Origin of the sequence: Chlorogloea sp. CCALA 695, from assembly GCF_003003885.1 — a bacterium.
Classification (GTDB): Bacteria; Cyanobacteriota; Cyanobacteriia; order Cyanobacteriales; family Chroococcidiopsidaceae; genus Aliterella.
On sequence record NZ_PVWN01000020.1, the window covers coordinates 51,315 to 74,961 of the forward strand.

A 23,647-nucleotide genomic window follows, 5' to 3' on the forward strand; every position below is an offset into this window, starting at 1 on the left:
ATGTTGCGTTTAATTAAAATTTTCTATGTCAGTATTGGCAGCGATCGCAGTTTTAGCGGTGCTTATAGTAGTACACGAACTCGGACACTTTGTAGCCGCCCGTTCTCAGGGTATTCACGTTAACCGTTTTTCTTTAGGTTTTGGCCCTGTTTTATTTAAGTATCAGGGAACAGAAACCGAGTATGCTGTTAGAGCCTTTCCCCTCGGTGGTTTCGTTGGTTTTCCTGATGACGACCCTGATAGTAAAATTCCCCCCAACGACCCCGATTTACTGGGCAATCGCCCGGTAATTGATCGCGCGATCGTCATTAGCGCTGGAGTAATTTCTAATTTAATTTTTGCTTACTTACTACTGGTTACACATATTGGCTTTGTGGGCATTCCCCAAGCTAGTTTACCAGGGGTATTAGTACCGGAATTAGCTGCAAATGTTAGTAGAGTTGCAACGGATGCGGGAATTAAACCCGGCGATGTAATTTTAGGAGTAAACGATCGCACTTTTGGTAATTCCTTACAAGAAATGGAGGCTTTGAGCCAAATTATCAGAAAGAGTGCAGGACAGCCACTCCAGTTAAAAATTGGGCGTAAAGACGAGCAATTAACCGTCAATGTTACCCCAGAAGCAAAAACAGGTGATCGCGGTAGTATTGGCATTGCTTTAGCTCCTAATGGCAGCGTAGAACGCACGAAAGTTAGTGTGTTAGATGCTTTTAGCGCGGCGGCTATAGAATTTCAACGTATTGTCGTGTTAACTATTGGTGGTTTTGGGCAACTAATCGGCAACTTTGGCGAAACGGCGGGTCAAATTTCTGGCCCCATTGCGATCGTTGATTTTGGTGCAAAAATTGCTCGTTCGGATGCTGCTAATTTGCTGCAATTTGCGGCTTTAATTAGCATTAACCTGGCAGTAATCAACACTTTGCCCTTACCTGCTTTAGATGGCGGTCAATTGGCATTTTTGTTATTTGAAGCTGTACGCGGCAAACCTTTACCTGCAAAAATTCAAGATGGGGTAATGCAAACTGGGCTGATGTTATTGTTAGGTTTGGGAATATTTTTAATCGTGCGCGACACGGCAAACTTGGAGTGGGTACAAAAGCTATTTCAGTGAGCATAACTCGCAAATGGGCGGTTAAAAAGCAACGGGCGTTAGAGATTTTGGTGCGTTTGAAAACTCTTTATCCAAACGCACCTTGTACGCTAAACTACGAAACCCCCGTACAACTTCTGGTGGCAACTATTTTATCGGCGCAATGCACCGACGAGCGAGTTAATTTAGTTACGCCAGAGTTGTTTCGCCGTTTTCCCGATGCGGCGGCTTTGGCAAAGGTTGAAATTGAAGAAATAGAAGTTTTAATTCGTTCTACAGGCTTTTTTCGCAATAAAGCTAAAAATATTAAAGCGGCTTGCGCTTTGATAATTCAAGAATTTAACGGACAAGTACCTGCAAGTATGGAGCAATTGTTAAGGCTTCCAGGAGTAGCGCGAAAAACGGCGAATGTAGTATTAGCGCATGGTTACAACATTAATGCTGGGGTAACGGTAGATACTCATGTTAAACGGTTATGCGATCGCCTAGGCTTGACAGAATATACCGATCCCATCCGCATTGAGCGCGATTTGATGCGCTTGTTGCCTCAGCCAGACTGGGAAAATTGGTCAATTAGATTGGTCTACTACGGTAGAGAAGTTTGTAAAGCTAGAAGTCCACGATGTGACGTTTGCATACTTGCAGATTTGTGTCCGTCGGCGGTGTTACCTGTAGATAATTAAATGGGTGAATCGAATTAAAGCTGCGATGATAAATGAAGGGTGATTTTTGTCTACCTAACTTAGATTTAACAAAATTTCATTCCACTTTATTTTATGAATACTCTTAAGTTCTTTATCTTCTTCTACTAATTTTGAATAACTTGCAATAAAATCCTCTAGCGACGTAATTAGCCTTAAATAATATTTAAGTGTTGGTAAGATTCCATTAATAATAATCTGACAGCCATGCTCTTTAGCTATATTCTTAACCTCTATCGTAATGACTTCAGATTGAGATACTTCTATGTCAGCCGATGAAAATATACAATATCTTCGGGGATTAAACTTAATAATCTTATCTTTTGCAATTCGTATTATTTGCATATCAATCTTTTTGCCATGTTTGATCTCGATAGCTTCAATTAAACTTTTATTTTTGTCAAAAATTTCTATGTCTCCTGCACTTTTCGATGTGAGGTCAGAAGCCGTATGACTTCCTAATGGCTTTAAGCTACATGAATTATATCTTTCAACTTCCACAAGTAACAGTTGGTAGATAGCATAAAATGCAAGCACAGGTAGTTTTGAAGCTCCAGAAGTTTTATAGCTAAACTCAAAATGTTCGTCTAAACAACTTAAAATAGCATTAATGTCTAATTTATCGGCATTCGATAATCTGGTAATTATTACTTTGCTTTTTTTTATCCCTTTTCTAACTTGATGAAGAAAAAATATTAAAATAATTTCCGCTTGTTCAGGTTCACTTTGAACATAATCAATAACTTGCAAAAAAGCTTTTTTGACAGCTTTATCGCTAATTTTACCATTGTAATCAACAGTGTAAGGGTAAGGTTGCTCCAAAGAACGGGTTAGCCAACCACTTTCAGCCATTGCTGGAAGTCCCAATTCTTTTAACGTAGGTGTAATATGCTGAGTATCGATAGTTCTACCTGAAAAGCCACCTTCCATATTAGATTGATGATATCTAATATCTTGCGCTGGATAAAGTATTTTATGAACTAATAAAGTTATCAAAACAGTATATACACCTTTTTGCAGGAAACACTTTTGAGCAATTTCACTTAAAAAGTCTTGCTTCTCAATACTAATCATTTCTTGTATATCTTCAATATCTTCTGAAGCTTCATAGCTTTGTATCAATTTATCTCTATGATTCATAGAATTAAAAACTGGTAGTTTTAACTGAATATTTTTGACTGAAAAAACCTTAGAATCGTTGCTTTGTATGTATTGATGTTGAAATGTAGAAGCAAGTATTTGTTTTTTTATTTGCATAGCCAATTCATAGATCATAGGAACGCAAACCGAGTTACCAACTTGTTTGTAAGATTCTCCTAAATTACTATGAACTCTAAAATCATCAGGGAAGCCCATTAAGCGATAGCACTCTTTAATAGTCAATTTACGAACTACATTTTCTTTGGGAATGTAAATAAAGAATCTTCCAGAGGTTTCTTGAGAAGGGATAGTAGGATGAACTCCTACTATGGAGTAAATTCTATTAGGTTGATGATGTACTCGTGAAAGATGATGAGTATTAGGTCTTACTCCTTTTTTCCAAATGTTTTTATTACGATACCCGACAAAAATTAAATTAGACACTTGTTCTTTGGGGTTATCTATTATTGTATATTCCTCACTTTTTAAGTATTCAAAAGCATTGTTTTGACATAAAAAATCTTGTAGCTGAGGAACAGGATGAACTAAATTAAGCTTACTAAAATTAAATTTTATGTTTTTGGTTGCAATAATAATGATTCTTTCCCTATTTTGGGCAACCCCAAAGTTTTTAGCATTTAAAACCTTGTAGTCAACCAAATAGCCTAAATCTTCTAAAGCATAAAGAATTACATCTAAAGTTCTGCCTTTATCGTGATGAATTAAGTGCTTTACATTTTCTAAAATAACTACGCTTGGACTTTTAGTTGCAATAATTTCACAGATATAAAAAAAGAGCGTACCCCTCGTATCTTGAAAACCTCCGCGTTTTCCACAAATGCTAAAAGGTTGACAAGGAAATCCTGCTGTTAAAATATCAAAGTTTGGTATCGCTTTAATATTTATTTGAGTGATATCGCCTTGGGGAATTTCTCCAAAATTATTAAAGTAAACTTTCTGACAAGCTTCATCTATTTCACAAGAATAAACACACTGATAACCTGCTCTTTCAAAAGCCAGCCTAAAACCACCAATTCCTGCAAAAAGATCGATAAACTTTAACATATTGATAGATTCAATTAAACATCAGATTTATATCAAGTGCGCTTACTACTCTTGTAGGATACGTTAATCAAAAAGCAGTATGACTAGCCTGCAATAAGTTAAGTAGAAAATGCCAGCCTATTAAGTTATTATGCAAATTAGATGTGATTAATGCGATCGCACAGTCTACAAAGCCACAGTTTGACCAGTTTGAGCGGAACGCCTAGCTGCATCAGCTACTTTAAGCGCGTACAGGCTTGCTGTGGAACTAACATATAACTGCGTCCCATTGATTAAATGGTTTAATAGCATATCTGTATCTTGGGCAAATAAACCCCGGCGCGTACCTACTTCGATGAGTTTTGTCCCTTCCGCATTGATTAATTTGCCATCTTCCTTATCAAAACTTAAACCGCCTTTTTCGCCATCAACAGTAAATTTACGTTCGTCTATCCAGATAGTTTCACCTTTACCATAAACAACTTCAGCAATAAGTCCGTTAGTAAACTGCAACTGTGTTGTACATAAACAAGCCTTGTAAAACTCTCCATCCATCCCCCAATAGCGATTTTGACAGCTAATAGTCGCAACAGTGCCAAATAAATCGGTCAGGCGGTGAAGCCGCGATACTGCGCCACTCAAGGGAAATCCAAATAATTCTTTGTTGTAAGTCCAACGCTGAGGTGCAGGAGATTGATGATTTAAGGTGCTATAACGGGCGTAAAATGGATTACCAGTGGCTGATAAATTTTCTTTTAAGGCTTGGTGCAATCCGCCGAGTAATTCTATATGTTCTACGTGCAGTAGTTTATTTTGCCGATTCGCTAGGTTAATTAGTTCTTCCGCTTCGTGTACATCTAAAGACAAAGGATACTCAACTACAACGTGCTTTCCGTGTTGCAAGGCTTGATGACAAACGGAACCATGTTCGCTATTGATAGTTGCAACAATTACTAAATCTATATCTAAGCTTACTAAGTCTTCTACAGATGCGATCGCCTCCACTGCATATTTTTGAGCAAATTCGGCGGTTTTCTCAGGCGTACTACCAACTACTGCTACTAATTTAGCTCTCAAGTCTTGCTGCAATATCTCGGCTCTAAGCTTTGCTACAAAACCCGTACCAACTAAACCTACTCTAATCGGGGTATTTATTTCTAAAGAATTAACCATGATTTTCTCTTCCTTAATAATTTTATTTTTTACGCTTAATTCGTCTAATTTGCTCAGATTCTTCTAAAATTTCTTCTATCCCGCCTTCACCAATGTTTTGAACATAGTTAATCTTAATTTCTTCTAATAAATCTACGAGCAAGTTTTGAATTTCTTTAAGATTATGTTCTTTTTGCAACTCTGTTTCTAGAGTTTTACTAAAATTGTCAGTTAGCTGCTGCCACATTTTTGCACTTGTTCGATCTTCCGTCATATTTACGATCACACTATAAGCAGATTTGGCAATCTCACTCGCTAACTGCTTCGGCAAATTACTTACCCCTGGCACGTTTTGAAGCTGTTTGTATACTGGAGACTGATTAAGTATAGTTTGAAGATTGTAATGTATCAACGCTTCTACGTCCGGCTGAATTTTTGGGATAACTTGATGAACGCTTAATTTTACTAAGCGAGATGCGATCGCACTAATTTCATGAGTGTTATTAATATCTATATAACCACCACTTTTAGAACGTAGCAGTCGGCGACTAATGCTACCATTAATAATTGCTTCTTGAAGCTGATCTATGATTCTAACCCCAACAACTTCGGTAATTTCTTCGGCAAAATTAGCAACAAAATCGTGATTAATTTGCGATCGTACGGCTGTAAGATTTAGTAGCTGAGATTGATAGAGGCGAATCGTTACCGGAATTACTCGCAACCACCGCAACACAGGTACTAGCAGCAAAATATCGTACCAGCGCCGTAACATTGCTTCTAACCAACTTAATCTGTTGCGGAGGCTAATAAAAAATGTCCGAATTAAAAAATCTAGACTAAAGATGACTACAAATGGTAAATCTATTAACCAAAAATTATCTATAAATTGACTATTTTCTCCTATATCTCGATAGTAATTAGTTTCAATTAAAGGGCGTAATTGAGTATTAAAAAAACTAATTTCTTTCTGCCAATCTGCTTGAGATAAATATAATTGACTCCAAAATAATGTAAAGGCTTCGTGGGCTGATGCTTCTATAGAACGATTATTAAAATTAGCTACATGGAGACGCATTAATCTTTTAATTTTAGCTAAACTTCCCGTTTTACCTGCCACATCAAAAGGATTATCTTCAATCATTTCATTGCTAAGTTGACGCAATTGTTGCAACAAGTTTTCAACTTCTAGGGATTGCAATCCTGTTTGCTCAACTTGGGTTTCTAATTGCTCAACTTTATTGAGATATCTTTGAGTTTCGCGGTGGGGTTCTATACCTTTAACTTGGTCATAGTATTTAACTATTGTAGGTGCTTCAGCAAAGTAAAAATCTCGCCAAGGTATGTAACTAAGATCGAAACCTACTAAAATTAAGTTTGCCAAGGCAATAATTGCTAGTAACTTTTCTAACCAAAGATTGCGGCGAACAGATTTTTTTTTAGCTTTTATTTGTTGAACCGATAGCATAACTTACGTAAAGCAGTGAAAAAATATGTATATCTTTTGGTTGAGACTTCGCAAAGCACAAGCAAAGACTTACCCAAAATAGTACGATCTTTTCAGTCTGTTCTCAAGAATGGCTAAAATAAGGAAATACTGGCTTTTTGCGTATTACCAATGACTTTAACTGCTGTAAAACCACCCCGCTTAAATTCTCCTACCCTACATCGGCTACCTAACGGTTTGACAATTGTAGCCGAGCAAATGCCAGTAGAAGCCGTTAACCTAAGTTTGTGGGTTAATGTGGGTTCTGCTAATGAACCTGATAATATCAATGGTATGGCTCACTTTCTCGAACATATGGTTTTTAAAGGAACTAAACGTATTGTGAGCGGGGAATTTGAACGCCGAATTGAGGAGCGAGGAGCGGTTACTAATGCAGCAACTAGCCAAGATTACACTCATTACTACATCACCACCGCCCCAAAAGATTTTGCCAGCCTCGCACCTCTGCAAATTGATGTAGTGCTTAATTCCTTAATTCCTGACGATGCTTTTAGTCGAGAAAAGTTAGTTGTTTTAGAAGAAATCCGCCGCAGCGATGATAATCCTCGTCGGCGCACTTTTGCCCAAGCAATGCAAACCGCTTTTGATCGTTTACCTTATCGTCGCCCGGTATTAGGAGAATTTGACGTAATTTCTCAACTTCAGCCGCAACAAATGCGCGATTTTCATACCTCTTGGTATCAACCTAACTCAATTACCGCCGTCGCTGTGGGTAATTTACCCGTAGATGAATTAATTAAAATTGTTTCCGATGGTTTTACCGAATCTACTAATCCCTTACCAGTTATTAACCATCCACCTTTAGCAAATACCCTTAAAGAAGAACCTGCTTTTACAGAAATTGTCCGCCACGAGTTAAAAGATGATAGTCTACAACAAGCTCGATTAGTAATGGTTTGGCGCGTTCCAGGATTGAGCAACCTTCAAGAAACTTACGCTTTAGATGTCTTAGCAGCAATTTTAGGTTCGGGGCGTACTTCAAGGCTAGTACGAGATTTGCGGGAAGAAAAAGGACTTGTTTCGAGCATTTCTGTAAGCAACATAACTCAACGCTTGCAAGGTACTTTCTATATTTCTGCAACGCTTCCGGTAGAAAACTTAGCCCAAGTAGAAACAGCCATCGCCCAGCATATAAATACTATTCAAACTCAGCCTGTGGAAGAATGGGAAATTGCCCGGATTCGTACTCAAGTAGCAAACAGATTTATTTTTGCTAACGAAACTCCGAGCGATCGCGCGGGTTTATACGGTTATTATCAATCTATGGTAGGAAACCTAGAACCAGCCTTTGATTACCCTTCTAGGATTCAAGCCTTGGATGTGTCGGTAATGCAATCCGCCGCCCAAAAGTATCTCTCACCTAATGCTTACGGTGCGGTTATTCTCAAGCCTTAATTAAGTATGTGGACGCAAATAGCCGCGCATATCTCCCAAGTTCAACCAAAGTTTAAAATTGCCAGTCATCACCCGGTAAGTGGTGGCTGCATCAATCAAGGTTACGCGGTTAGCGATGGAGAGCGCACTTACTTTGTGAAACTAAATGAAGCTGCTAAAGTTGAGATGTTTGCAGCCGAAGCATTAGGGTTGCAGGAAATGGCGCAAACAAACACTATCCGCGTCCCAAAACCGATTTGTTGGGGAGTAGCTGAAAATTCGGCTTACATCGTCTTAGAGTGGCTAAAATTGGGCGCTGGAACTACTAATTCTTGGCAGGAAATGGGACGCAACTTAGCCGCAATGCACCGCGCTAATAGCTCTAATAGTTTTGGGTGGGAACAAAACAATACGATTGGTTCTACACCGCAGATTAATAATTGGACTAAAGACTGGGTAGAATTTTATGCTCAACACCGTTTAAGTTATCAATTTCAATTAGCTAAACGTAAGGGGGGAAATTTCCCTCAGCAAGAACAATTGTTAGCATATCTCCCCCAATTGCTATCGCACCAAGTGCAACCATCTTTAGTACACGGGGACTTGTGGGGAGGTAACGCCGCTTGTACAGAGGGAGGAGAACCAGTCATTTTTGACCCTGCAACCTATCATGGCGATCGCGAAGTCGATATTGCCATGACAGAACTATTTGGCGGGTTTCCGGCGGCTTTTTATCACGGCTACAACGAGGTTTTTCCTTTAGCTCCGGGTTACGAGCAACGCAAAACTTTGTATAACCTTTACCACATTCTCAATCACTTTAATTTATTTGGTGGTGGTTACGCATCTGCGGCTAATCGCATGATTTCTCAAATTCTTAACATTATATAATTCTCACCATCATATAGAAGACGTTGCGGTGCAACGTCTCTACGTTACCAAATTTGCCTGTGAAAACTGCTACTCTTTTTTACCAATTATTTCAAGAATTTCCGAGTATATTTTTTGAATTGATTGGTCAACCTGGTACTCAAGCTAATGCTTATCAATTTACCTCTATTGAGCTTAAACAAGTTGCCTTCCGCTTGGATGGGTTGTTTTTACCCTCCCCAGACGAACCAAATTTACCTATATACTTTGTTGAAGTACAGTTTCAAAAAGACGAAACATTTTACTATCGTCTTTTTGCAGAAATCTTTTTATATTTGTACCAATACAAAACTATAAATAATTGGCAAGCAATTGTAGTTTATCCAAAGCGGAGTATAGAATCTGAGCCACCGTTACCTTATCAATTCATCTTAGGGGGCGATCACGTTAAAAGAATATACTTAGACGAACTTGGGCAAAATCAGTCTCTTGGTGTTGGGATTATTCAGTTAGTGGTAGAAAACGAGAAAATAGCCGCCACTACAGCTAAATCGCTAATTGCTAAAGCCCGACAACAGTTAACTGACGAACAATTGCAGCAGCAGATTATCGAGTTTATTGAGACGATAGTAATATACAAATTTCCTTCTCTTAGCCGTCAGGAGGTTGAAGCAATGTTAGGTTTAGACTTGATTAGAAATACCAGAGTTTACCAAGAAGCATTTACCGAAGGAGAACAACAAGGGCGTTTAGCCGCCAAGTTAGAAACTGTGCCAAGCTTGATAGAATTGGGGCTGAGTGTAGAGCAAATAGCCCAAGCCTTAGCCATTGATATTGAAGTAGTTAGACAATTACTACCAAAACAGCCTTAAATGTAACGGCGATTATCGGCAAAAAGTAAGATTGTACAGCCATTACCTAACTTTTGACCATAACTACTGCGATCGCCAAACGTTAAAATCGTAATTATTTGCTCAATTGCTCTAATGGCTCAATCTCGATTTGCTAAACTTGTTTCCTATTTGCGTCCCCATTGGCAAGCAACTACTGTAGGTATTGTTGCTTTACTTGTTGTTAATGCTATTGGTGTTTATATTCCGCAGTTGATTGGGGAAATTGTCGATAAATTTCAATCTGCGTTCACTTTCGACCAAATTTTACGTTATGTAATCCTAATTATTGTTCTTAGTTCGATCATGTGGGTAATACGCATGGTTTCCCGCCTTGCTTTATTTGGTGTCGGGCGACAGGTAGAATTTGACCTGAAACAAAAGATTTTTCAACACCTGCTAAAGTTAGAACCTGCTTATTTTGCCCTGAATACGGCGGGTGACTTGATTAACCGCGCCACTAGCGATGTTGAAAATATCCGGCGATTGGTGGGGTTTGCGGTGCTGAGTTTGGCAAATACGGTATTTGCTTACGCTCTTACCCTCCCAGCAATGTTAGCAATTAGCGTCCAGCTAACTCTAGCAACGATCGCTATTTATCCATTTATGCTAGTTACTGTACAGTTATTTAGCGATCGCCTCCGCAACGAACAACTAGAGGTACAAGAGGAGCTTTCCCTTGTTAGTGAGTTGATTCAAGAAGATATGAGCGGAATTGCTTTAATTAAAATCTACGCCCAAGAAGAAAACGAGCGCCGTGCTTTTAGTCAAAATAACCAAAGGCTTTTAGCTGCTAACTTAAAACTAGCCAAAACCCGCAATACTTTGTTTCCGCTTGTGGGAGGACTTGCTTATATTAGTTTACTAATTTTGTTGTGGCTGGGATCTAGTCAAATTATTTCTGAACAAATTACTATCGGTGATTTTCTTAAGCTTTTAATTTATGTAGAGCGTTTGGTATTTCCCACCGCCTTGTTAGGCTTTACAATTACGGCTTACCAACGGGGTGAAGTTAGTATTGATCGCATTGAATCTATTTTAACTGTCACCCCCAAAATTCAAAACTCTGACCAAGTTGTCCATTTACCCAAAGAACAAGTAAAAGGTGAACTAAAAGCGGTTAATCTTAGCTTTACCTATCCCGGCGCTACTATTCCAGCTTTAGATAACGTCAATTTAACAATTTCTCCGGGAGAAACTGTAGCTATTGTAGGTGCTATTGGTTCGGGTAAATCAACGCTGGCTAATGCTTTACCACGCTTGCTAAATATTGAACCAGGACAATTATTTTTAGATGGGGTAGATATTACCCAACTTGACTTAGATTCATTGCGTCAGGCGATCGCCTATGTACCTCAAGATAGCTTTCTTTTTAGTACCACAATTAAAAATAACATTCGTTACGGCGATCCAGTCAGCGACCAAGCAGAAGTTGAATATAGTGCCAAAGTTGCCCAAATAGACGGAGAAATTCGCACTTTCCCCCAAGAATACAAAACTATTGTCGGAGAACGCGGAATTACTCTCTCTGGCGGTCAAAGGCAGCGTACAGCTTTAGCTAGAGCCATGCTAGTAGATGCCCCTGTACTAATATTGGATGATGCGCTTTCTAGCGTTGATAATCAAACCGCTACCGATATCTTAAATAATCTTTCTCAAGGTACTAAACGCAAAACCGTTGTGTTTATTTCTCACCAATTATCCGCCACCGCTACCGCCGATAGACTCTTAGTGATGGATAAAGGGCAAATAGTCCAAGCTGGTACTCACGCGCAATTGGTGAAACAGCCAGGATTGTATCAAACTCTTTGGAATCAGCACCAGTTAGAGGAAATATTAAAGTAAGAAATTTGGGGCGTATAGCCCCTAAGTTAAGGGTATCTAAAAAACAGTTATTTAACGCAGCCAGCCCCAAGTTGGAATGGATTTATGCGGCGCAGAGTTTAAACTTTTTACAAGCGGTGCTGGCTCATCTTCTATCAACATATCTTCCAATAACTCGGTTACTTCTTCCCCACTAGAAGAATTACTTAACTGTTGCGATAAAATATTTAGTTCGCTATCAATAATTTCTTGGGCTTGAGTGTCGTTTTTTGTAGTCGCTAATTGCGAATGCAATTCTAATAATCCACTGCGTAATAACCTTGTATCTGAAGACTTGGGCAATTGCTTAACCATTTGTGTAATGGCTACTTGAGTTTCTTGGGCTACAGAAACTCCCTTGGCTGGGGTTGCGTCTCCTGCGGGCGTAAACAGCATTAAAGCAGAAAATAGTAAACAACCTGTACACATATCGTTACTTATCCTCAAGACTAATTAGCATTATATTTTACTGTTAGTTTTGGCGATCGCGCTTAGTGCTAGAATAATTGCTCAACGCAAGGGAAAGTTCGGTGCAATTCCGACACTGTTCCGCAACTGTAATGAGACAATTAGTAAAATCTCTAAGTCAGAATGCCTGCAATGCGCGAATAACTTACATTAATGTGCGAGGAACACTGGTTGTGAGAGCTACAAATAATTTTACTTACGTTCAAAAACGGGCGATTGGTTGGACTTTATCGTTGCCTGTACAGTTGACACTTTATACTTCTCTATGCGCTTTGAGCCTATGGACGGTATATTTTTCTACTTATCCCGCCGTACACGATTCAATGCACTCTTTGCGCCATCACACTTTGACCATTAGTTGCCATTAATTTAGTCTAAAATGTCAAAATCTCAGCGCTCGGCGCTCATCATGACCATAACAGGCTTGATGAGCGTACTTTTCTTAGTGACTATTGGCTTATCTCAAACCGTGCGATCGCCTATTCAACTAACCACAAGTCCACCAGTGGGGCAGTTTTACCCCTTTGAAGCGGAAGCTACAAAACCCCAATCGCCTACTTTATTAACATTAACGGCGCGAAATTCTGCGGGGGAATTGTTGGCAAATAGTTTATTTAAAGTCCAAATATTTACACCGCCTAACACTCCTTTTTTAGCTACAGATTTTCCGGTAGTGGAAGGTACTACGTTACTAGAATTAGCAGCGATCGCCCCAGAAGGTAAAGTCCAATTTCAGCAAATGCTGCCAATTCGGGGCAAATACAAGTTATTGGTAAATGTTACCCCGATTGCAGCAAATCAATTTAGCCCCATCGAGCAAACTTTAACTCTTGATGTGCCAGAAAATCCGGTTAAGTATCGCAATTACGCTATATTACTTGTGGTTTTGTTAGCTGTAGGGATTGGTGGCGGTTGGGTGATGGGTAAACAATCTTTGCCTCAAAGAGGAGAAATTGCGCCGGTGCGAGTACGATTGTTATTGAGTGGAGCGGTGTTAGTGGCGATCGCAAGTTTGCTTGTAGTTAATGTTAGCGCCGAAGTATCCAAGTCTCACGATCATTTCCATGCAACGCCGGAAGAAACCACCGTTAGCAATAATTCTCAGCTACAAGTACAAATAAGCGGCGATAACTACGCCAGAGTAGGAGAATTAGCTAATTTACAAGTTAGCGCAATCGATGCAAAAACTAATCAGCCGCTAACAGATGTAACTTTTAAGCTCAAAACTACTCAACTAGAAGATAACTGGGTAGCTTTTGCTTATGAGGGGATTCCCGATGCTACAGGTAAGTTAAAGTGGCAGCAACAATTTTTTGATGGCGCACCGCACAAGTTAGAAGTAGAAGCTATCCCAAATTCGGCAAATAGTCAATTTAAACCCATTGTCGCCACAGAAGAAATAGAAGTAGCCGCCGTTGCTACGCCTTTACCAAATCGGTTAATTAGCTTTGGTTATTTAATAGGTACGGTAATAATAGGTTTAGCGATCGGGTTAACAAGCCGTCGGAGAATTTTGGTGTAGAGACGTTGGATTGCAACTCTACAAAGATTTCTTGCGGTGCAACTTTTGCCATACTAAAAATGCGATCGCACCTGTAAGAATTACCCCAATAGCGGCGGCTGGAATCAGCCAGGGGGGTGTTGCTTGCTCCTGTTGAGGTATTACCGCAATGTTTGGGCTTGGTGCTATAACTCCCGGTGCAACGTTAACATCAAACTTTAATTCAAAAGGTGAAAACTTTGCCCCAGCTTTTGGGTTTCCTTGCAATTGCAACTGATAAGCCCCCGCCGCCGGAAAAGTAATTGTTGCGGCGGGGATACCTGTATAACTCTCTTGAGACACTGCTTTAAGTATCGGTTGTTGCAAAGGTTTTGCTGTGGAAGCTTGGGAGTAAAGAGACAACTTACAATCGCATTCATTTAGAGGGATAACTTTCCCTCCTTTTTGGGTAAGCGCAAACCAAGTTAAAGCCGATTCTCCCGCGCGGGGAGCATCGTTTGGTTCAATGTGCATAGTTGCGCCTACATCTAGGTGAATCTCTATCTTGTGAGCATTAGCGGGAGTAGTAACTAAAGTTGCAAGTAGTATCAATCCGCCAAAAGCGGTTTTTTTAGGAGAAAAGGCTAGAAAATTCTGGTTATAAGTAGCTAGATTGATTGATTGCCTTAAATACCCCTTTTCAATAGTAATTTTTCTATATTCCCCCCCCTTATTAAGGGGGGTTGGGGGGGATCTCCTTACAGATTGAAACAAAACAAAGCTTCTCATAACTTGCGTGATATTAATGGGTTTTGCCAACGTAATACTAATACTCCCAAAGTCACTAACCCCAAACTAGCCACCAAAAGCTGATTAATCCATGTTTCATTAACCCCGCCTAAGTAATGAGTACCAATAAGTACAGCATGAATTGCAGCGAGTATTAAAGCTGGAATACTCAACAGATGAATCCATCGCCAATACTTGCCTAAACTTTTCTGTACTTTGTCCCTGCTAGTAAAAACTGCGGGAACAAGTAGTAGGAAGGCACTTAACCCCATAACGATCGCAATTTGATGATTGGGAAGCAAAAAGGCGATCGCACTTAAATTCCAACCATAGTTATGTTGCATAGTAGTAGTAACGTGAGCGATCGCCAGTACAAAAGCACCTACTCCCAAAGCGCGGCGATACTTCAATGGCTGCGACCACAAACGGCTAATTGGACGACTGACGAGAGCTAATATCAAACACAGTAACGCCCCGTGTCCTGTAAAATAAATCATCATTTCCTCCCCCATCGCCCGCAGGAGAGTTAATACACCTACCGTAATAGTTACCCAACCAGCTAACCTAAATAGTTGACTGCGCCGATCTTTGCTAACTAAAGAAGTAGAAATACCTACCCCTAGCATCGTTGGTAAAGTTCCTAACCCAAAAGCCACCATTGTTGCCGCACCTTGCCAAATATTGCCAGTTTCGGCGGCTTTAATTTGGGCGGCGTACAAAAAACCACAGGGCATTAAACCCCAAACGCCGCCTAAAATAGCTGGTGTCCACCATTGACTTTTAAAAGAAAGCTCTACCATTGCTTTACTTAGGCGCTGATGCAAGTTTCCTTGGGTTAAAGGATGTAATAAGGGTATTGGCGGTAAAAACTTAGGGTTAATTTGAATAATTCCAAACCAAATTAGTAATACCCCAGTAGCAATAGCAATAGTTTGACGCAAGGTGCTACCGCTTCCGGCTAATTGTCCGCTTGCCAAAATTACTGAACCTATTGCCCCAATACCCGCGCCAACAGTAGCATAACTTATCAGTCTGCCAGCATTGAGCAAAATATGAAACAAAAGAAGCGATCGCACTTTTTGCGGCGTGTCTTGTTTTTGCGATAGAGAAAATGCCGCTGTCAATGGCCCACACATTCCCACACAATGTCCAAAGCTGCCAAAAAAACCTACCGCTAGAATCAGTACCAAATCCAGCATGGTATTTTTTTCTTCTCAACTTGTGGCTTACAGCCCATCGGAATAGCTTTCTAGTTCTATTCTAAAACCTTACCGATTGGCTCTACCCGGATATCTAAAACTTTATCAAATTGGTAAGCGATTAATATCTTTATTGCAGCCAATTACTACCATTGCCGAGCCTTGCTGTAGTTGTTTTTTGGGATCGGGATTAATTTCAAACTTGCCGTCATGACTTACAGCTATCAAATTTAACCCGTAGCGAGTGCGAAATTGAAGCTCGGTGATGGTTTTGCCGTGAAATACATCCGGGACAATTAGCTCTACAATGCTGTTGTCGGGGTCGAGGTCAAAACGATCTAAAATATTTGGTTTAGTAAGACTACGCGCCAAAGCACAACCCGCCTCAAATTCAGGATACACTACATGATCTGCTCCCACTTTTTGCAACAGTTTTCCGTGTATTTCCGATGATGCTTTTGCGACTACATGAGGTACGCCAGCTTCTTTTACATTTAGCGTTGTTACAATACTTTCTTGAATATAATTACCAATAGCAATAATTACTGTGTCAAACTCAAAAATTCCTGCTTCTTTTAGTGCCGCAGGTTGAGTAGAATCTAGTTGCACTGCGTGAGAAACAATTTGCTCTGTTAGCACTTGAGAAACAGATTTTTCACTAATATCTGTTCCCAGCACTTCATAACCTAACTTATGAAATGTTGTACAAACTGCTCTACCAAAACGTCCTAATCCAATAACAGCAAACTGACGATTATCTTTGCGTAGACTGCGTAAAAAACCTAAAGATGACAGATTCACTCTTTTTATTACCCTGGTTAATTAACCCTATTAAAACTAAAATGTATTGCTATTTTCCTACAAGTTTGTACTACAATTTTAACCCACAATTAAATTTTCTTCAGGGTAGCGCACTAAGCTAGGCTTAGGATCTCCAAGCAGTGCAGCCATTAGCAGCAAAATTCCCACTCTACCTATATACATAGTCATCACTAAAATTAATTTAGCTGCCGCCGTTATACTAGCAGTAATTCCTGTGGAAAGTCCCACCGTAGCAAAAGCTGAAACCACCTCAAATAAAATTTGAATAAAGCTTACTTTTGGATCGGTTAGAGCAATTAAAATAGTTGCCGAAATGATTGTAGCTACGGAGCCAACCGCTACACCCACTGCTTTTAAAATCAAAGAAATATTTACGTTTCTATCGTACAAGAATACTTCTTCTTTTCCTTGCAAAATTGCTTTTGTACAACTTGTCAGAACTCGAAAAGTAGTAGTTTTCAGCCCTCCACCTGTACCACCAGGACTTGCGCCAATGAACATTAAAGCAATAGTAAGAAATAAACCCGCCGTCGTCATTTTGCCAATATCAATAGTATTAAATCCCGCCGTCCTTGGCGTTACCGCTTGAAACCAAGCGGCAAGTATTTGATTGGGTAAGCTTAAAGAGCCAAAAGTTGCCGGATTTCTTACTTCTATAAGAAAGAAGGCAATTGTCCCCAAAGTCAACAAAGCTATAGTAGTGCTAACGGCAACTTTGAAGTTGAGCGAAAATATCATTCTTTTGGGGTTGCGCCCAATGCGATCGCGCGACCAAATAAATAGCTCTAAAATTACACCATAACCAATCCCGCCGAAAATAATTAACCCCGTAACTACCAAGTTTAAAAGTACCGAAGTTTGATAGCCTATAAAGTTATCTCTAAATAAACTAAAACCTGCATTATTCCAAGAATTGATACTGTGAAAAATTGCGTACCACAAAGCCTCATTCAACGGATATTTGGGAGTAAAAACGGGTAGTAGTAAAAATACTCCACTAATTTCAAAGATTAAAGTAAGGGCAATAATCGAGCGAATTAATTGGGCGCTATCGTGTATTCCTGTCCGGTCTAAAGCTTGTTGAATGGCAACTTTATCGCGCAGACCAAACTTTGCCCCCAAAAGTAATAACAGGAAGGTAGTTGCAGTCATATAACCTAGTCCGCCAATCTGCACCAGCGCCGCCACAAAAAGTTGTCCCCAAAAAGAGAAGTAAGTCCCAGGGTCAACTACCGATAAACCCGTAACACAAACGGCCGAAGTAGAAGTAAATAACGCCACAATTAAGTTACCCCAAGTCCCAGTCGTAGAGGAAAAAGGCATCATTAGTAAAATTGTGCCAATAGCGATTACCGCCAAAAATCCCAGGCAAATTGTCCGAGAAACAGTCACGTCCTAAACTCCAGCTTAAAGTTCAAGCACAATCGAAAATAATATTCATTTTGTGCATAAAATGCCTCAATTAAAACTTAATATCCGTGCCAAGGAATAGCATCTTCTGCTACGCTGATTCCGGTCTACCGTTTCAACGCTACTAACATGAGTACGGCACTACAGCAGCAAATTCAGCAATTTTACGATGCTTCCTCTAGTTTGTGGGAACAAATATGGGGCGAGCATATGCACCACGGCTATTATGGCGCAGAGGGCAAAATTAAAAAAGACCGCCGCCAAGCGCAGATAGATTTAATTGAAGAATTGCTACAATGGTCGGGGGTACAGCAAGCTGAGAATATTCTTGATGTCGGTTGCGGTATTGGTGGCAGTTCTCTGTACTTAGCAAAAAAATTTAATGCTCAGGTAACGGGTATTACTCTTAGCCCCGTGCAAGCCTCTAGAGCAGCAGAACGGGCAACCGAGGCTCTTTTAAACACCCAAGCTAGTTTTCAAGTAGCAGATGCCCAAAATATGCCCTTTGCAGACAATTCTTTTGACTTAGTGTGGTCGCTAGAAAGTGGCGAACATATGCCCGACAAAACTAAGTTTATGCAAGAGTGTTATCGGGTGCTAAAGCCTGGAGGAAAGTTTATTATGGTTACTTGGTGTCACCGCTCTACAGAAAACGCGGCGCTAACAATCGACGAAAAACAGCATTTGGCAGATATTTATCGGGTTTATTGTTTGCCTTACGTGATTTCTTTGCCAGAGTACGCAGAAATTGCGCGCCTTCTTCCATTACAAAACCTTTCTACAGCAGATTGGTCAAAAGCAGTTGCACCTTTTTGGGATGTAGTAATTGATTCGGCATTCAATTTTGAGGCGCTAGTTGGCTTAATTCGCTCTGGTTGGGGAACAATTCAAGCGGCGCTATCGTTGGGGTTGATGAGTCGGGGTTACGATCGCGGGTTAATTAAATTTGGGTTGTTGTGTGGTACTAAATAAGGAAACAAACCGCCGCGTAAAGAGTAATAAACTGGCGGCTTTTTGGCAGTTTTCGCGCCCTCATACAATTATTGGTACAAGTTTAAGTGTCTGGGGTGTATATGCGATCGCCTTTGATCAAGGATTCAATCATAGTTCGGTGCTGCCTGTTTTAGTAGCTTGGCTGGCTTGTCTATGTGGCAATATTTACATTGTCGGCTTGAATCAGTTAGAAGATGTGGCTATTGACCAAATTAATAAGCCCCATTTACCTCTAGCTAGTGGCGATTTTTCCCTTGCTACGGGTAAGTTAATCGTGGCGGTGACTGGGATACTGTCGCTGCTACTGGCTGGGCTGCAATCGCGTTATTTGCTGGGAATGGTGGTCATTAGTTTAGCCATTGGTACGGCTTATTCTTTGCCCCCGATTCGGTTAAAACGGTTTCCTTTTTGGGCGGCTTTGTGCATTTTTACGGTGCGGGGAGCGGTAGTTAATTTAGGGCTATATCTGCATTTTACTAACAGTCTGAATATCCCGGCGACGGTGTGGGCGTTGACTTTGTTTGTAATTGTGTTTACGGTAGCGATCGCTATATTTAAAGATATCCCCGATCTTGAAGGTGATCGTCAATACCAAATTTCTACTTTCACCATTGCTTTAGGTCAAGAACGAGTATTTAATCTGGCTCGTTGGATAATAACTGTATGCTATATAGGAATGGCTATTGCTGCCTTTTTTTGGCTACCTGGAGTTAATACTATATTTTTAGTTAGCACTCATTTAGGCTTGCTATTTTTGCTGTGGTGGCGTAGTTTTCAGGTAGATTTACTCGATAAGGTGGCGAGCGCTTCCTTTTATCAATTTATCTGGAAGTTGTTTTTTTTAGAATATTTGCTTTTTCCGGCTGCTTGTCTTTTGGGCTAACAAATAATTATGCTTAAAAAGCCTTTATTCAAGTTGTTATTAAGTACGGGAGTTGTAGTTGCGAGTGTTTATTTAGCTGCTTGTATCTACTTGTATCGTCAACAAGGGCGTTTTATCTATTTCCCTTCTTCGGTTATCGAAACTACACCCGAAGCTTTTAATCTAGATTTTCAAGAGGTATGGCTACCTGTAACGACAGCAGACGGTAAGATTGAGAAAGTACATGGTTGGTGGATTCCCGCCGCTACAGCCAATGCCAAAACCGTACTATATCTGCATGGTAATGGCATAAATATCGGTGCAAATGCGGCTCACGCTCATCGTTTTCACCAGATGGGTTTTGCAGTGCTAATCATAGATTATCGGGGTTACGGGCGCAGTGAAGGTAGTTTTCCGAACGAAAACAATGTCTATCAAGATGCGACGACAGCTTGGGATTATTTAGTAAAACAGCGACAGATTCCGCCTAATAATATAATTCTTTACGGGCATTCTTTGGGAGGTGCGATCGCAATTAATTTAGCTACCCAGCACCCCGAAGCAGCCAGATTAATTGTAGATAGTTCGTTTACTTCTATTGCAGAAATAGGTAATAATCGCCCTCTATTTAAACTATTTCCAATTAACTTAATCCTTAATCAACGCTTTGAATCAGTTAAAAAAGTAAAGCTTCTAAAAATGCCTGTTTTATTTATTCATGGTACAGATGATACTGTAATTCCGGTTAGTATGAGTAAACAACTGTATATGGCTGCACCTAACCCGAAACAACTATTCGTAGTTCCCAATGCTGGACACAATAACACTGCAATAACTGCTGGCTTCAAATACTTTGAAGTAGTAAAAAACTTTGTGATGCGATCTATTGATTAAAATGTATATATAGCAATATTTCTAAATCTTCCCACGCGACGAATTACCCCAAGCTAAGTCAATAACTACAACTATTTAATAAACCTATGTCTTTTGTTGGTTTACACATCCACAGTGATTACAGCTTGCTTGATGGTGCAAGTCAACTACCCGCACTGGTAGATCGAGCGATTGAATTAGACATGAAAGCGATCGCTCTTACCGATCATGGTGTAATGTATGGAGCGATCGAACTTATTAAAGTATGTCGTAGTAGAAATGTCAAGCCAATTATTGGCAATGAAATGTATGTAATGAATGGTGATATTGAAAATAAAGCTCGTCGTAAAGTACCTAAATATCATCAAGTTGTTTTAGCTAAAAATACTAAAGGATACAAAAATTTAGTTAAGTTAACAACTATTTCTCACCTTAAAGGCATGCAAGGTAGCGGCATTTTTGCTCGTCCTTGTGTTAATAAAGATTTACTTACTCAATACCATGAAGGTTTAATTGTCACCAGTGCTTGCTTAGGTGGAGAAATACCCCAAGCAATCCTCGCGGGTAGATTAGATGTAGCGCGGAAGGTAGCCAAGGAATACAAAGCAATATTCGCAGACGATTATTACTTAGAAATTCAAGATCATGGATTGCCAGAAGACCGAATTGTTAATGTTGAGATTATTAAAATTGCCCGTGAGTTAGACATTAAATTTATTGCTACCAATGACTCGCATTTTGTTTCTTGCTACGACGTAGAAGCCCACGACGCTTTGTTATGTATTCAAACTAAAAAGCTAATCAGTGAAGATAAACGGATGCGCTATAGCGGTACAGAGTATCTCAAATCCGCTCAAGAAATGAGACAATTATTTCGAGATCATCTTCCAGCAGAAGTAATAGATGAAGCGATCGCAACTACCTTAGAAGTAGCCGAAAAAGTCGAACCTTATCATCTTATGGGTGAGTCTCGCATCCCTGATTATGAAGTTCCGGCGGGACATACGGCGGATACTTACTTAGAACTTGTTACTTGGAAGGGGTTGCTCCAAAGATTTAATCGTAAATCTCCTAACGAAATTGAGCCAGTTTATCGAGAAAGGCTAGATTACGAACTAAAAATGATGCAGCAAATGGGGTTTGCAACTTACTTTTTAGTAGTGTGGGATTATATCAAATATGCTAGAGATAATGGCATTCCTGTAGGGCCAGGTAGAGGTTCGGCGGCGGGTTCTTTAGTTGCTTACGCGCTGCAAATTACTAATATCGATCCCGTCCATCATGGATTATTATTTGAGCGATTTTTAAACCCAGAACGTAAATCAATGCCGGATATTGATACAGATTTTTGCATTGAAAAACGTGGAGAAGTAATTGAATATGTGACGAATAAATATGGCGCAGATAAAGTTGCTCAAATCATTACTTTTAACCGCTTAACATCAAAATCGGTACTAAAAGATGTAGCAAGAGTGTTAGATATTCCTTACGGAGAATCTGACAAAATGGCGAAACTAATTCCTGTAGTTAGAGGTAAGCCAACTAAGTTAGCGGTGATGATTTCTGATGCTACACCAGCGCCAGAATTTAAAGAAAAATACGATAACGATCCAAAGGTACATCATTGGATTGATATGGCAATGCGCGTCGAAGGAACTAATAAAACTTACGGAGTTCACGCCGCCGGGGTAGTAATTTCATCGGAACCTTTAGATGAAATTGTGCCTTTGCAAAGAAATAATGATGGCTCGGTAATTACTCAATACTTCATGGAAGATTTAGAATCTTTGGGATTATTGAAAATGGATTTTTTGGGATTAAGAAATTTAACTTTAATCCAAAAAACCGTCGATCTAATTAAAGAAAATCGCCACATAACTATTGATCCTGATGCCTTACCTTTAGAAGAAAGGAGAGTTCAAAAAATTCTTGCTAAAGGTGAAGTTAAAAAAATGCCTCAAGATGTAGAAAAGACCTACAAAATGTTAGAAGATGGAGAATTAGAAGGTATTTTTCAGCTTGAGTCTTCAGGAATGCGGCAAATAGTTAAAGATTTGCGTCCTTCTTGTATAGAAGATATTTCGTCAATTTTGGCATTATATCGCCCAGGGCCATTAGATGCGGGTTTAATTCCTGAATTTATCGACCGCAAACATGGTAGAGAAAAAATAGAATATAAAACTCCCTTACAAGAGCCAATTTTAGAAGAAACCTATGGAGTTTTAGTTTATCAAGAGCAAATTATGAGACAGGCTCAAGACTTGGCTGGGTACTCTTTGGGACAAGCTGATTTACTTAGACGAGCAATGGGTAAAAAGAAAGCATCAGAGATGCAAAAACATCGAGAAACTTTTGTAGATGGAGCGGCAAAAAATGGCGTAAGACAACAGGTAGCTGAATTTTTGTTTGAGCAAATGGTCAAATTCGCGGAATATTGTTTAAGCTATGATACAAAAATAATCACTGTTGAATATGGTGCTATACCTATTGGTAAAATTGTAGCTGAAAAGATAGATTGCACAGTTTATAGTGTCAATGAAAATGGCTATATTTATACTCAACCCATCGCTCAATGGCACAATCGAGGACAGCAAGAAGTATTTGAATATGGTTTAGAAGATGGTTCATTTATTAAAGCAACAAAAGAACACAAGTTCATGACTATTGATGGTCAAATGTTGCCAATTGATGAAATTTTTACAAGAGAGTTAGAATTAAGTCAGATGGCAAGTATAAAAATTTTATAGAATGTTTGCACCCTACCACAAACTAACATTACAACAAAAGCAACAAATTGTTGAAGTTTTTAACAATGGTATGGATTGTCGAGATATTTCTAAATATATTAAAGTTAGTAGTAGGTCTGTAGCTATTTTAAGTGAAGCAAATATAAATACTAAGCATAAAAACCGTTACACTTTAAATGAAGCTTACTTTGATGTAATTGATTCCACAAAAAAAGCTTATTTATTAGGTTTAATAGCTGCGGATGGTTGTGTTACTAAACATAATTACATTGCTTTTGAGTCTATTGATAGAGAACGTGCGATTCGTTGGTTAGTAAATCACGGTAAACAGTCCGTACATAACTAACCCAGCCAAGACTCCCACATCTTGCGC

The 23,647-nt window shown here is 39.5% G+C and carries 21 protein-coding genes and 1 riboswitch; of the genes, 13 read left to right on the forward strand and 8 right to left on the reverse strand.

Annotated features, from left to right (window positions below; genetic code table 11):
• Positions 1 to 25 precede the first annotated feature (25 nt).
• Together rseP and nth are read left to right on the forward strand one after the other, a co-directional pair.
• The gene (rseP, locus tag C7B70_RS12520) at positions 26 to 1,111 is read left to right on the forward strand and encodes an RIP metalloprotease RseP (protein WP_106369371.1); all 1,086 of its coding nucleotides are present in this window, start codon (positions 26 to 28) and stop codon (positions 1,109 to 1,111) included.
• Positions 1,108 to 1,773, forward strand: a complete 666-nt coding sequence (gene nth / locus C7B70_RS12525) for an endonuclease III (RefSeq protein WP_106369395.1) — start codon at positions 1,108 to 1,110, stop codon at positions 1,771 to 1,773. The genes rseP and nth overlap by 4 nt, the downstream gene beginning before the upstream one ends.
• A gap of 54 nt (positions 1,774 to 1,827) precedes the next feature.
• On the opposite strand, the gene C7B70_RS12530 is transcribed toward nth, so the two are convergent.
• The 3 genes from C7B70_RS12530 to C7B70_RS12540 all read right to left on the reverse strand — a co-directional run bounded on the left by C7B70_RS12530 (position 1,828) and on the right by C7B70_RS12540 (position 6,595).
• Positions 1,828 to 3,996 (reverse strand): DNA cytosine methyltransferase, encoded by a 2,169-nt coding sequence (locus C7B70_RS12530; protein ID WP_106369372.1) that lies wholly within the window; start codon positions 3,994 to 3,996, stop codon positions 1,828 to 1,830.
• Positions 3,997 to 4,161: 165 nt separating this feature from the next.
• Positions 4,162 to 5,148 carry a Gfo/Idh/MocA family protein gene (locus tag C7B70_RS12535; RefSeq protein WP_199192232.1) on the reverse strand — a complete coding sequence of 329 codons (987 nt, stop codon included), beginning with the start codon at positions 5,146 to 5,148 and terminating at the stop codon, positions 4,162 to 4,164.
• Between the two features lie 22 nt (positions 5,149 to 5,170).
• Positions 5,171 to 6,595, reverse strand: coding sequence for a hypothetical protein (locus tag C7B70_RS12540; protein WP_106369374.1), 1,425 nt, complete (start codon positions 6,593 to 6,595; stop codon positions 5,171 to 5,173).
• Positions 6,596 to 6,745: 150 nt separating this feature from the next.
• Here C7B70_RS12540 and C7B70_RS12545 point away from each other — a divergent pair, with 150 nt between their 5' ends.
• From C7B70_RS12545 to C7B70_RS12560, 4 genes are all read left to right on the forward strand, one after another.
• Entirely contained in the window at positions 6,746 to 8,029 is a 1,284-nt protein-coding gene (locus C7B70_RS12545; RefSeq protein WP_106369375.1) for a pitrilysin family protein, read from the forward strand.
• A gap of 6 nt (positions 8,030 to 8,035) precedes the next feature.
• Positions 8,036 to 8,899, forward strand: coding sequence for a fructosamine kinase family protein (locus C7B70_RS12550; protein WP_106369376.1), 864 nt, complete (start codon positions 8,036 to 8,038; stop codon positions 8,897 to 8,899).
• 59 nt (positions 8,900 to 8,958) lie between these two features.
• Positions 8,959 to 9,750 (forward strand): Rpn family recombination-promoting nuclease/putative transposase, encoded by a 792-nt coding sequence (locus C7B70_RS12555; RefSeq protein WP_106369377.1) that lies wholly within the window; start codon positions 8,959 to 8,961, stop codon positions 9,748 to 9,750.
• A gap of 114 nt (positions 9,751 to 9,864) precedes the next feature.
• Positions 9,865 to 11,613 (forward strand): ABC transporter ATP-binding protein, encoded by a 1,749-nt coding sequence (locus C7B70_RS12560; protein ID WP_106369378.1) that lies wholly within the window; start codon positions 9,865 to 9,867, stop codon positions 11,611 to 11,613.
• Positions 11,614 to 11,664: 51 nt separating this feature from the next.
• On the opposite strand, the gene C7B70_RS12565 is transcribed toward C7B70_RS12560, so the two are convergent.
• A complete protein-coding gene (locus tag C7B70_RS12565) occupies positions 11,665 to 12,078 on the reverse strand; it encodes a hypothetical protein (RefSeq protein WP_146134037.1) in 414 nt (137 codons plus the stop codon).
• Between the two features lie 30 nt (positions 12,079 to 12,108).
• A riboswitch (cobalamin riboswitch) is annotated at positions 12,109 to 12,249 on the forward strand.
• 23 nt (positions 12,250 to 12,272) lie between these two features.
• On the opposite strand from C7B70_RS12565, the gene C7B70_RS12570 reads away from it, so the two are divergent.
• Positions 12,273 to 12,467, forward strand: coding sequence for a CbtB-domain containing protein (locus C7B70_RS12570; protein WP_106369380.1), 195 nt, complete (start codon positions 12,273 to 12,275; stop codon positions 12,465 to 12,467).
• A gap of 11 nt (positions 12,468 to 12,478) precedes the next feature.
• Positions 12,479 to 13,621: a hypothetical protein gene (locus C7B70_RS12575; protein ID WP_106369381.1), complete on the forward strand. Its 1,143-nt coding sequence runs from the start codon at positions 12,479 to 12,481 to the stop codon at positions 13,619 to 13,621.
• A gap of 18 nt (positions 13,622 to 13,639) precedes the next feature.
• Here C7B70_RS12575 and C7B70_RS12580 read toward each other — a convergent pair whose 3' ends face one another.
• The 4 genes from C7B70_RS12580 to C7B70_RS12595 form a co-directional block, all read right to left on the reverse strand.
• The gene (locus C7B70_RS12580; RefSeq protein WP_106369396.1) at positions 13,640 to 14,191 is read right to left on the reverse strand and encodes a hypothetical protein; all 552 of its coding nucleotides are present in this window, start codon (positions 14,189 to 14,191) and stop codon (positions 13,640 to 13,642) included.
• 173 nt (positions 14,192 to 14,364) lie between these two features.
• On the reverse strand, positions 14,365 to 15,567 hold the full coding sequence (locus C7B70_RS12585) for a sulfite exporter TauE/SafE family protein (RefSeq protein ID WP_106369382.1): 1,203 nt from the start codon (positions 15,565 to 15,567) through the stop codon (positions 14,365 to 14,367).
• A gap of 105 nt (positions 15,568 to 15,672) precedes the next feature.
• Positions 15,673 to 16,362, reverse strand: coding sequence for a TrkA family potassium uptake protein (locus C7B70_RS12590; protein WP_199192237.1), 690 nt, complete (start codon positions 16,360 to 16,362; stop codon positions 15,673 to 15,675).
• A gap of 84 nt (positions 16,363 to 16,446) precedes the next feature.
• Positions 16,447 to 17,781, reverse strand: a complete 1,335-nt coding sequence (locus C7B70_RS12595) for a TrkH family potassium uptake protein (protein ID WP_106369384.1) — start codon at positions 17,779 to 17,781, stop codon at positions 16,447 to 16,449.
• A 147-nt stretch (positions 17,782 to 17,928) separates the two neighbouring features.
• Here C7B70_RS12595 and C7B70_RS12600 point away from each other — a divergent pair, with 147 nt between their 5' ends.
• The 5 genes from C7B70_RS12600 (at position 17,929) to C7B70_RS12620 (ending at position 23,620) form a co-directional block, all read left to right on the forward strand.
• The gene (locus tag C7B70_RS12600) at positions 17,929 to 18,771 is read left to right on the forward strand and encodes a methyltransferase domain-containing protein (protein ID WP_106369385.1); all 843 of its coding nucleotides are present in this window, start codon (positions 17,929 to 17,931) and stop codon (positions 18,769 to 18,771) included.
• Positions 18,758 to 19,675: a homogentisate phytyltransferase gene (locus C7B70_RS12605; RefSeq protein ID WP_106369386.1), complete on the forward strand. Its 918-nt coding sequence runs from the start codon at positions 18,758 to 18,760 to the stop codon at positions 19,673 to 19,675. Before C7B70_RS12600 ends, C7B70_RS12605 begins: the two co-directional genes overlap by 14 nt.
• A 9-nt stretch (positions 19,676 to 19,684) precedes the next feature.
• Positions 19,685 to 20,548 (forward strand): alpha/beta hydrolase, encoded by an 864-nt coding sequence (locus C7B70_RS12610; RefSeq protein ID WP_106369387.1) that lies wholly within the window; start codon positions 19,685 to 19,687, stop codon positions 20,546 to 20,548.
• Between the two features lie 86 nt (positions 20,549 to 20,634).
• Positions 20,635 to 23,274 carry a DNA polymerase III subunit alpha gene (locus C7B70_RS12615; protein WP_106369388.1) on the forward strand — a complete coding sequence of 880 codons (2,640 nt, stop codon included), beginning with the start codon at positions 20,635 to 20,637 and terminating at the stop codon, positions 23,272 to 23,274.
• Between the two features lies 1 nt (position 23,275).
• Positions 23,276 to 23,620, forward strand: a complete 345-nt coding sequence (locus tag C7B70_RS12620) for a hypothetical protein (protein ID WP_106369389.1) — start codon at positions 23,276 to 23,278, stop codon at positions 23,618 to 23,620.
• Positions 23,621 to 23,647: the final 27 nt, after the last annotated feature.

What these genes read in the sequence shown, in the direction of transcription:
- C7B70_RS12615 (WP_106369388.1), top strand. Translation starts at nt 20,635, where the DNA reads ATGTCTTTTGTTGGTTTACACATCCACAGTGATTACAGCTTGCTTGAT.
- C7B70_RS12560 (WP_106369378.1), top strand. Translation starts at nt 9,865, where the DNA reads ATGGCTCAATCTCGATTTGCTAAACTTGTTTCCTATTTGCGTCCCCAT.
- C7B70_RS12545 (WP_106369375.1), top strand. Translation starts at nt 6,746, where the DNA reads ATGACTTTAACTGCTGTAAAACCACCCCGCTTAAATTCTCCTACCCTA.
- C7B70_RS12620 (WP_106369389.1), top strand. Translation starts at nt 23,276, where the DNA reads ATGTTTGCACCCTACCACAAACTAACATTACAACAAAAGCAACAAATT.
- C7B70_RS12535 (WP_199192232.1), bottom strand. Translation starts at nt 5,148, where the DNA reads ATGGTTAATTCTTTAGAAATAAATACCCCGATTAGAGTAGGTTTAGTT.
- C7B70_RS12610 (WP_106369387.1), top strand. Translation starts at nt 19,685, where the DNA reads ATGCTTAAAAAGCCTTTATTCAAGTTGTTATTAAGTACGGGAGTTGTA.
- C7B70_RS12540 (WP_106369374.1), bottom strand. Translation starts at nt 6,595, where the DNA reads ATGCTATCGGTTCAACAAATAAAAGCTAAAAAAAAATCTGTTCGCCGC.
- rseP (WP_106369371.1), top strand. Translation starts at nt 26, where the DNA reads ATGTCAGTATTGGCAGCGATCGCAGTTTTAGCGGTGCTTATAGTAGTA.
- C7B70_RS12585 (WP_106369382.1), bottom strand. Translation starts at nt 15,567, where the DNA reads ATGCTGGATTTGGTACTGATTCTAGCGGTAGGTTTTTTTGGCAGCTTT.
- C7B70_RS12550 (WP_106369376.1), top strand. Translation starts at nt 8,036, where the DNA reads ATGTGGACGCAAATAGCCGCGCATATCTCCCAAGTTCAACCAAAGTTT.
- C7B70_RS12575 (WP_106369381.1), top strand. Translation starts at nt 12,479, where the DNA reads ATGTCAAAATCTCAGCGCTCGGCGCTCATCATGACCATAACAGGCTTG.
- C7B70_RS12530 (WP_106369372.1), bottom strand. Translation starts at nt 3,996, where the DNA reads ATGTTAAAGTTTATCGATCTTTTTGCAGGAATTGGTGGTTTTAGGCTG.
- C7B70_RS12600 (WP_106369385.1), top strand. Translation starts at nt 17,929, where the DNA reads ATGAGTACGGCACTACAGCAGCAAATTCAGCAATTTTACGATGCTTCC.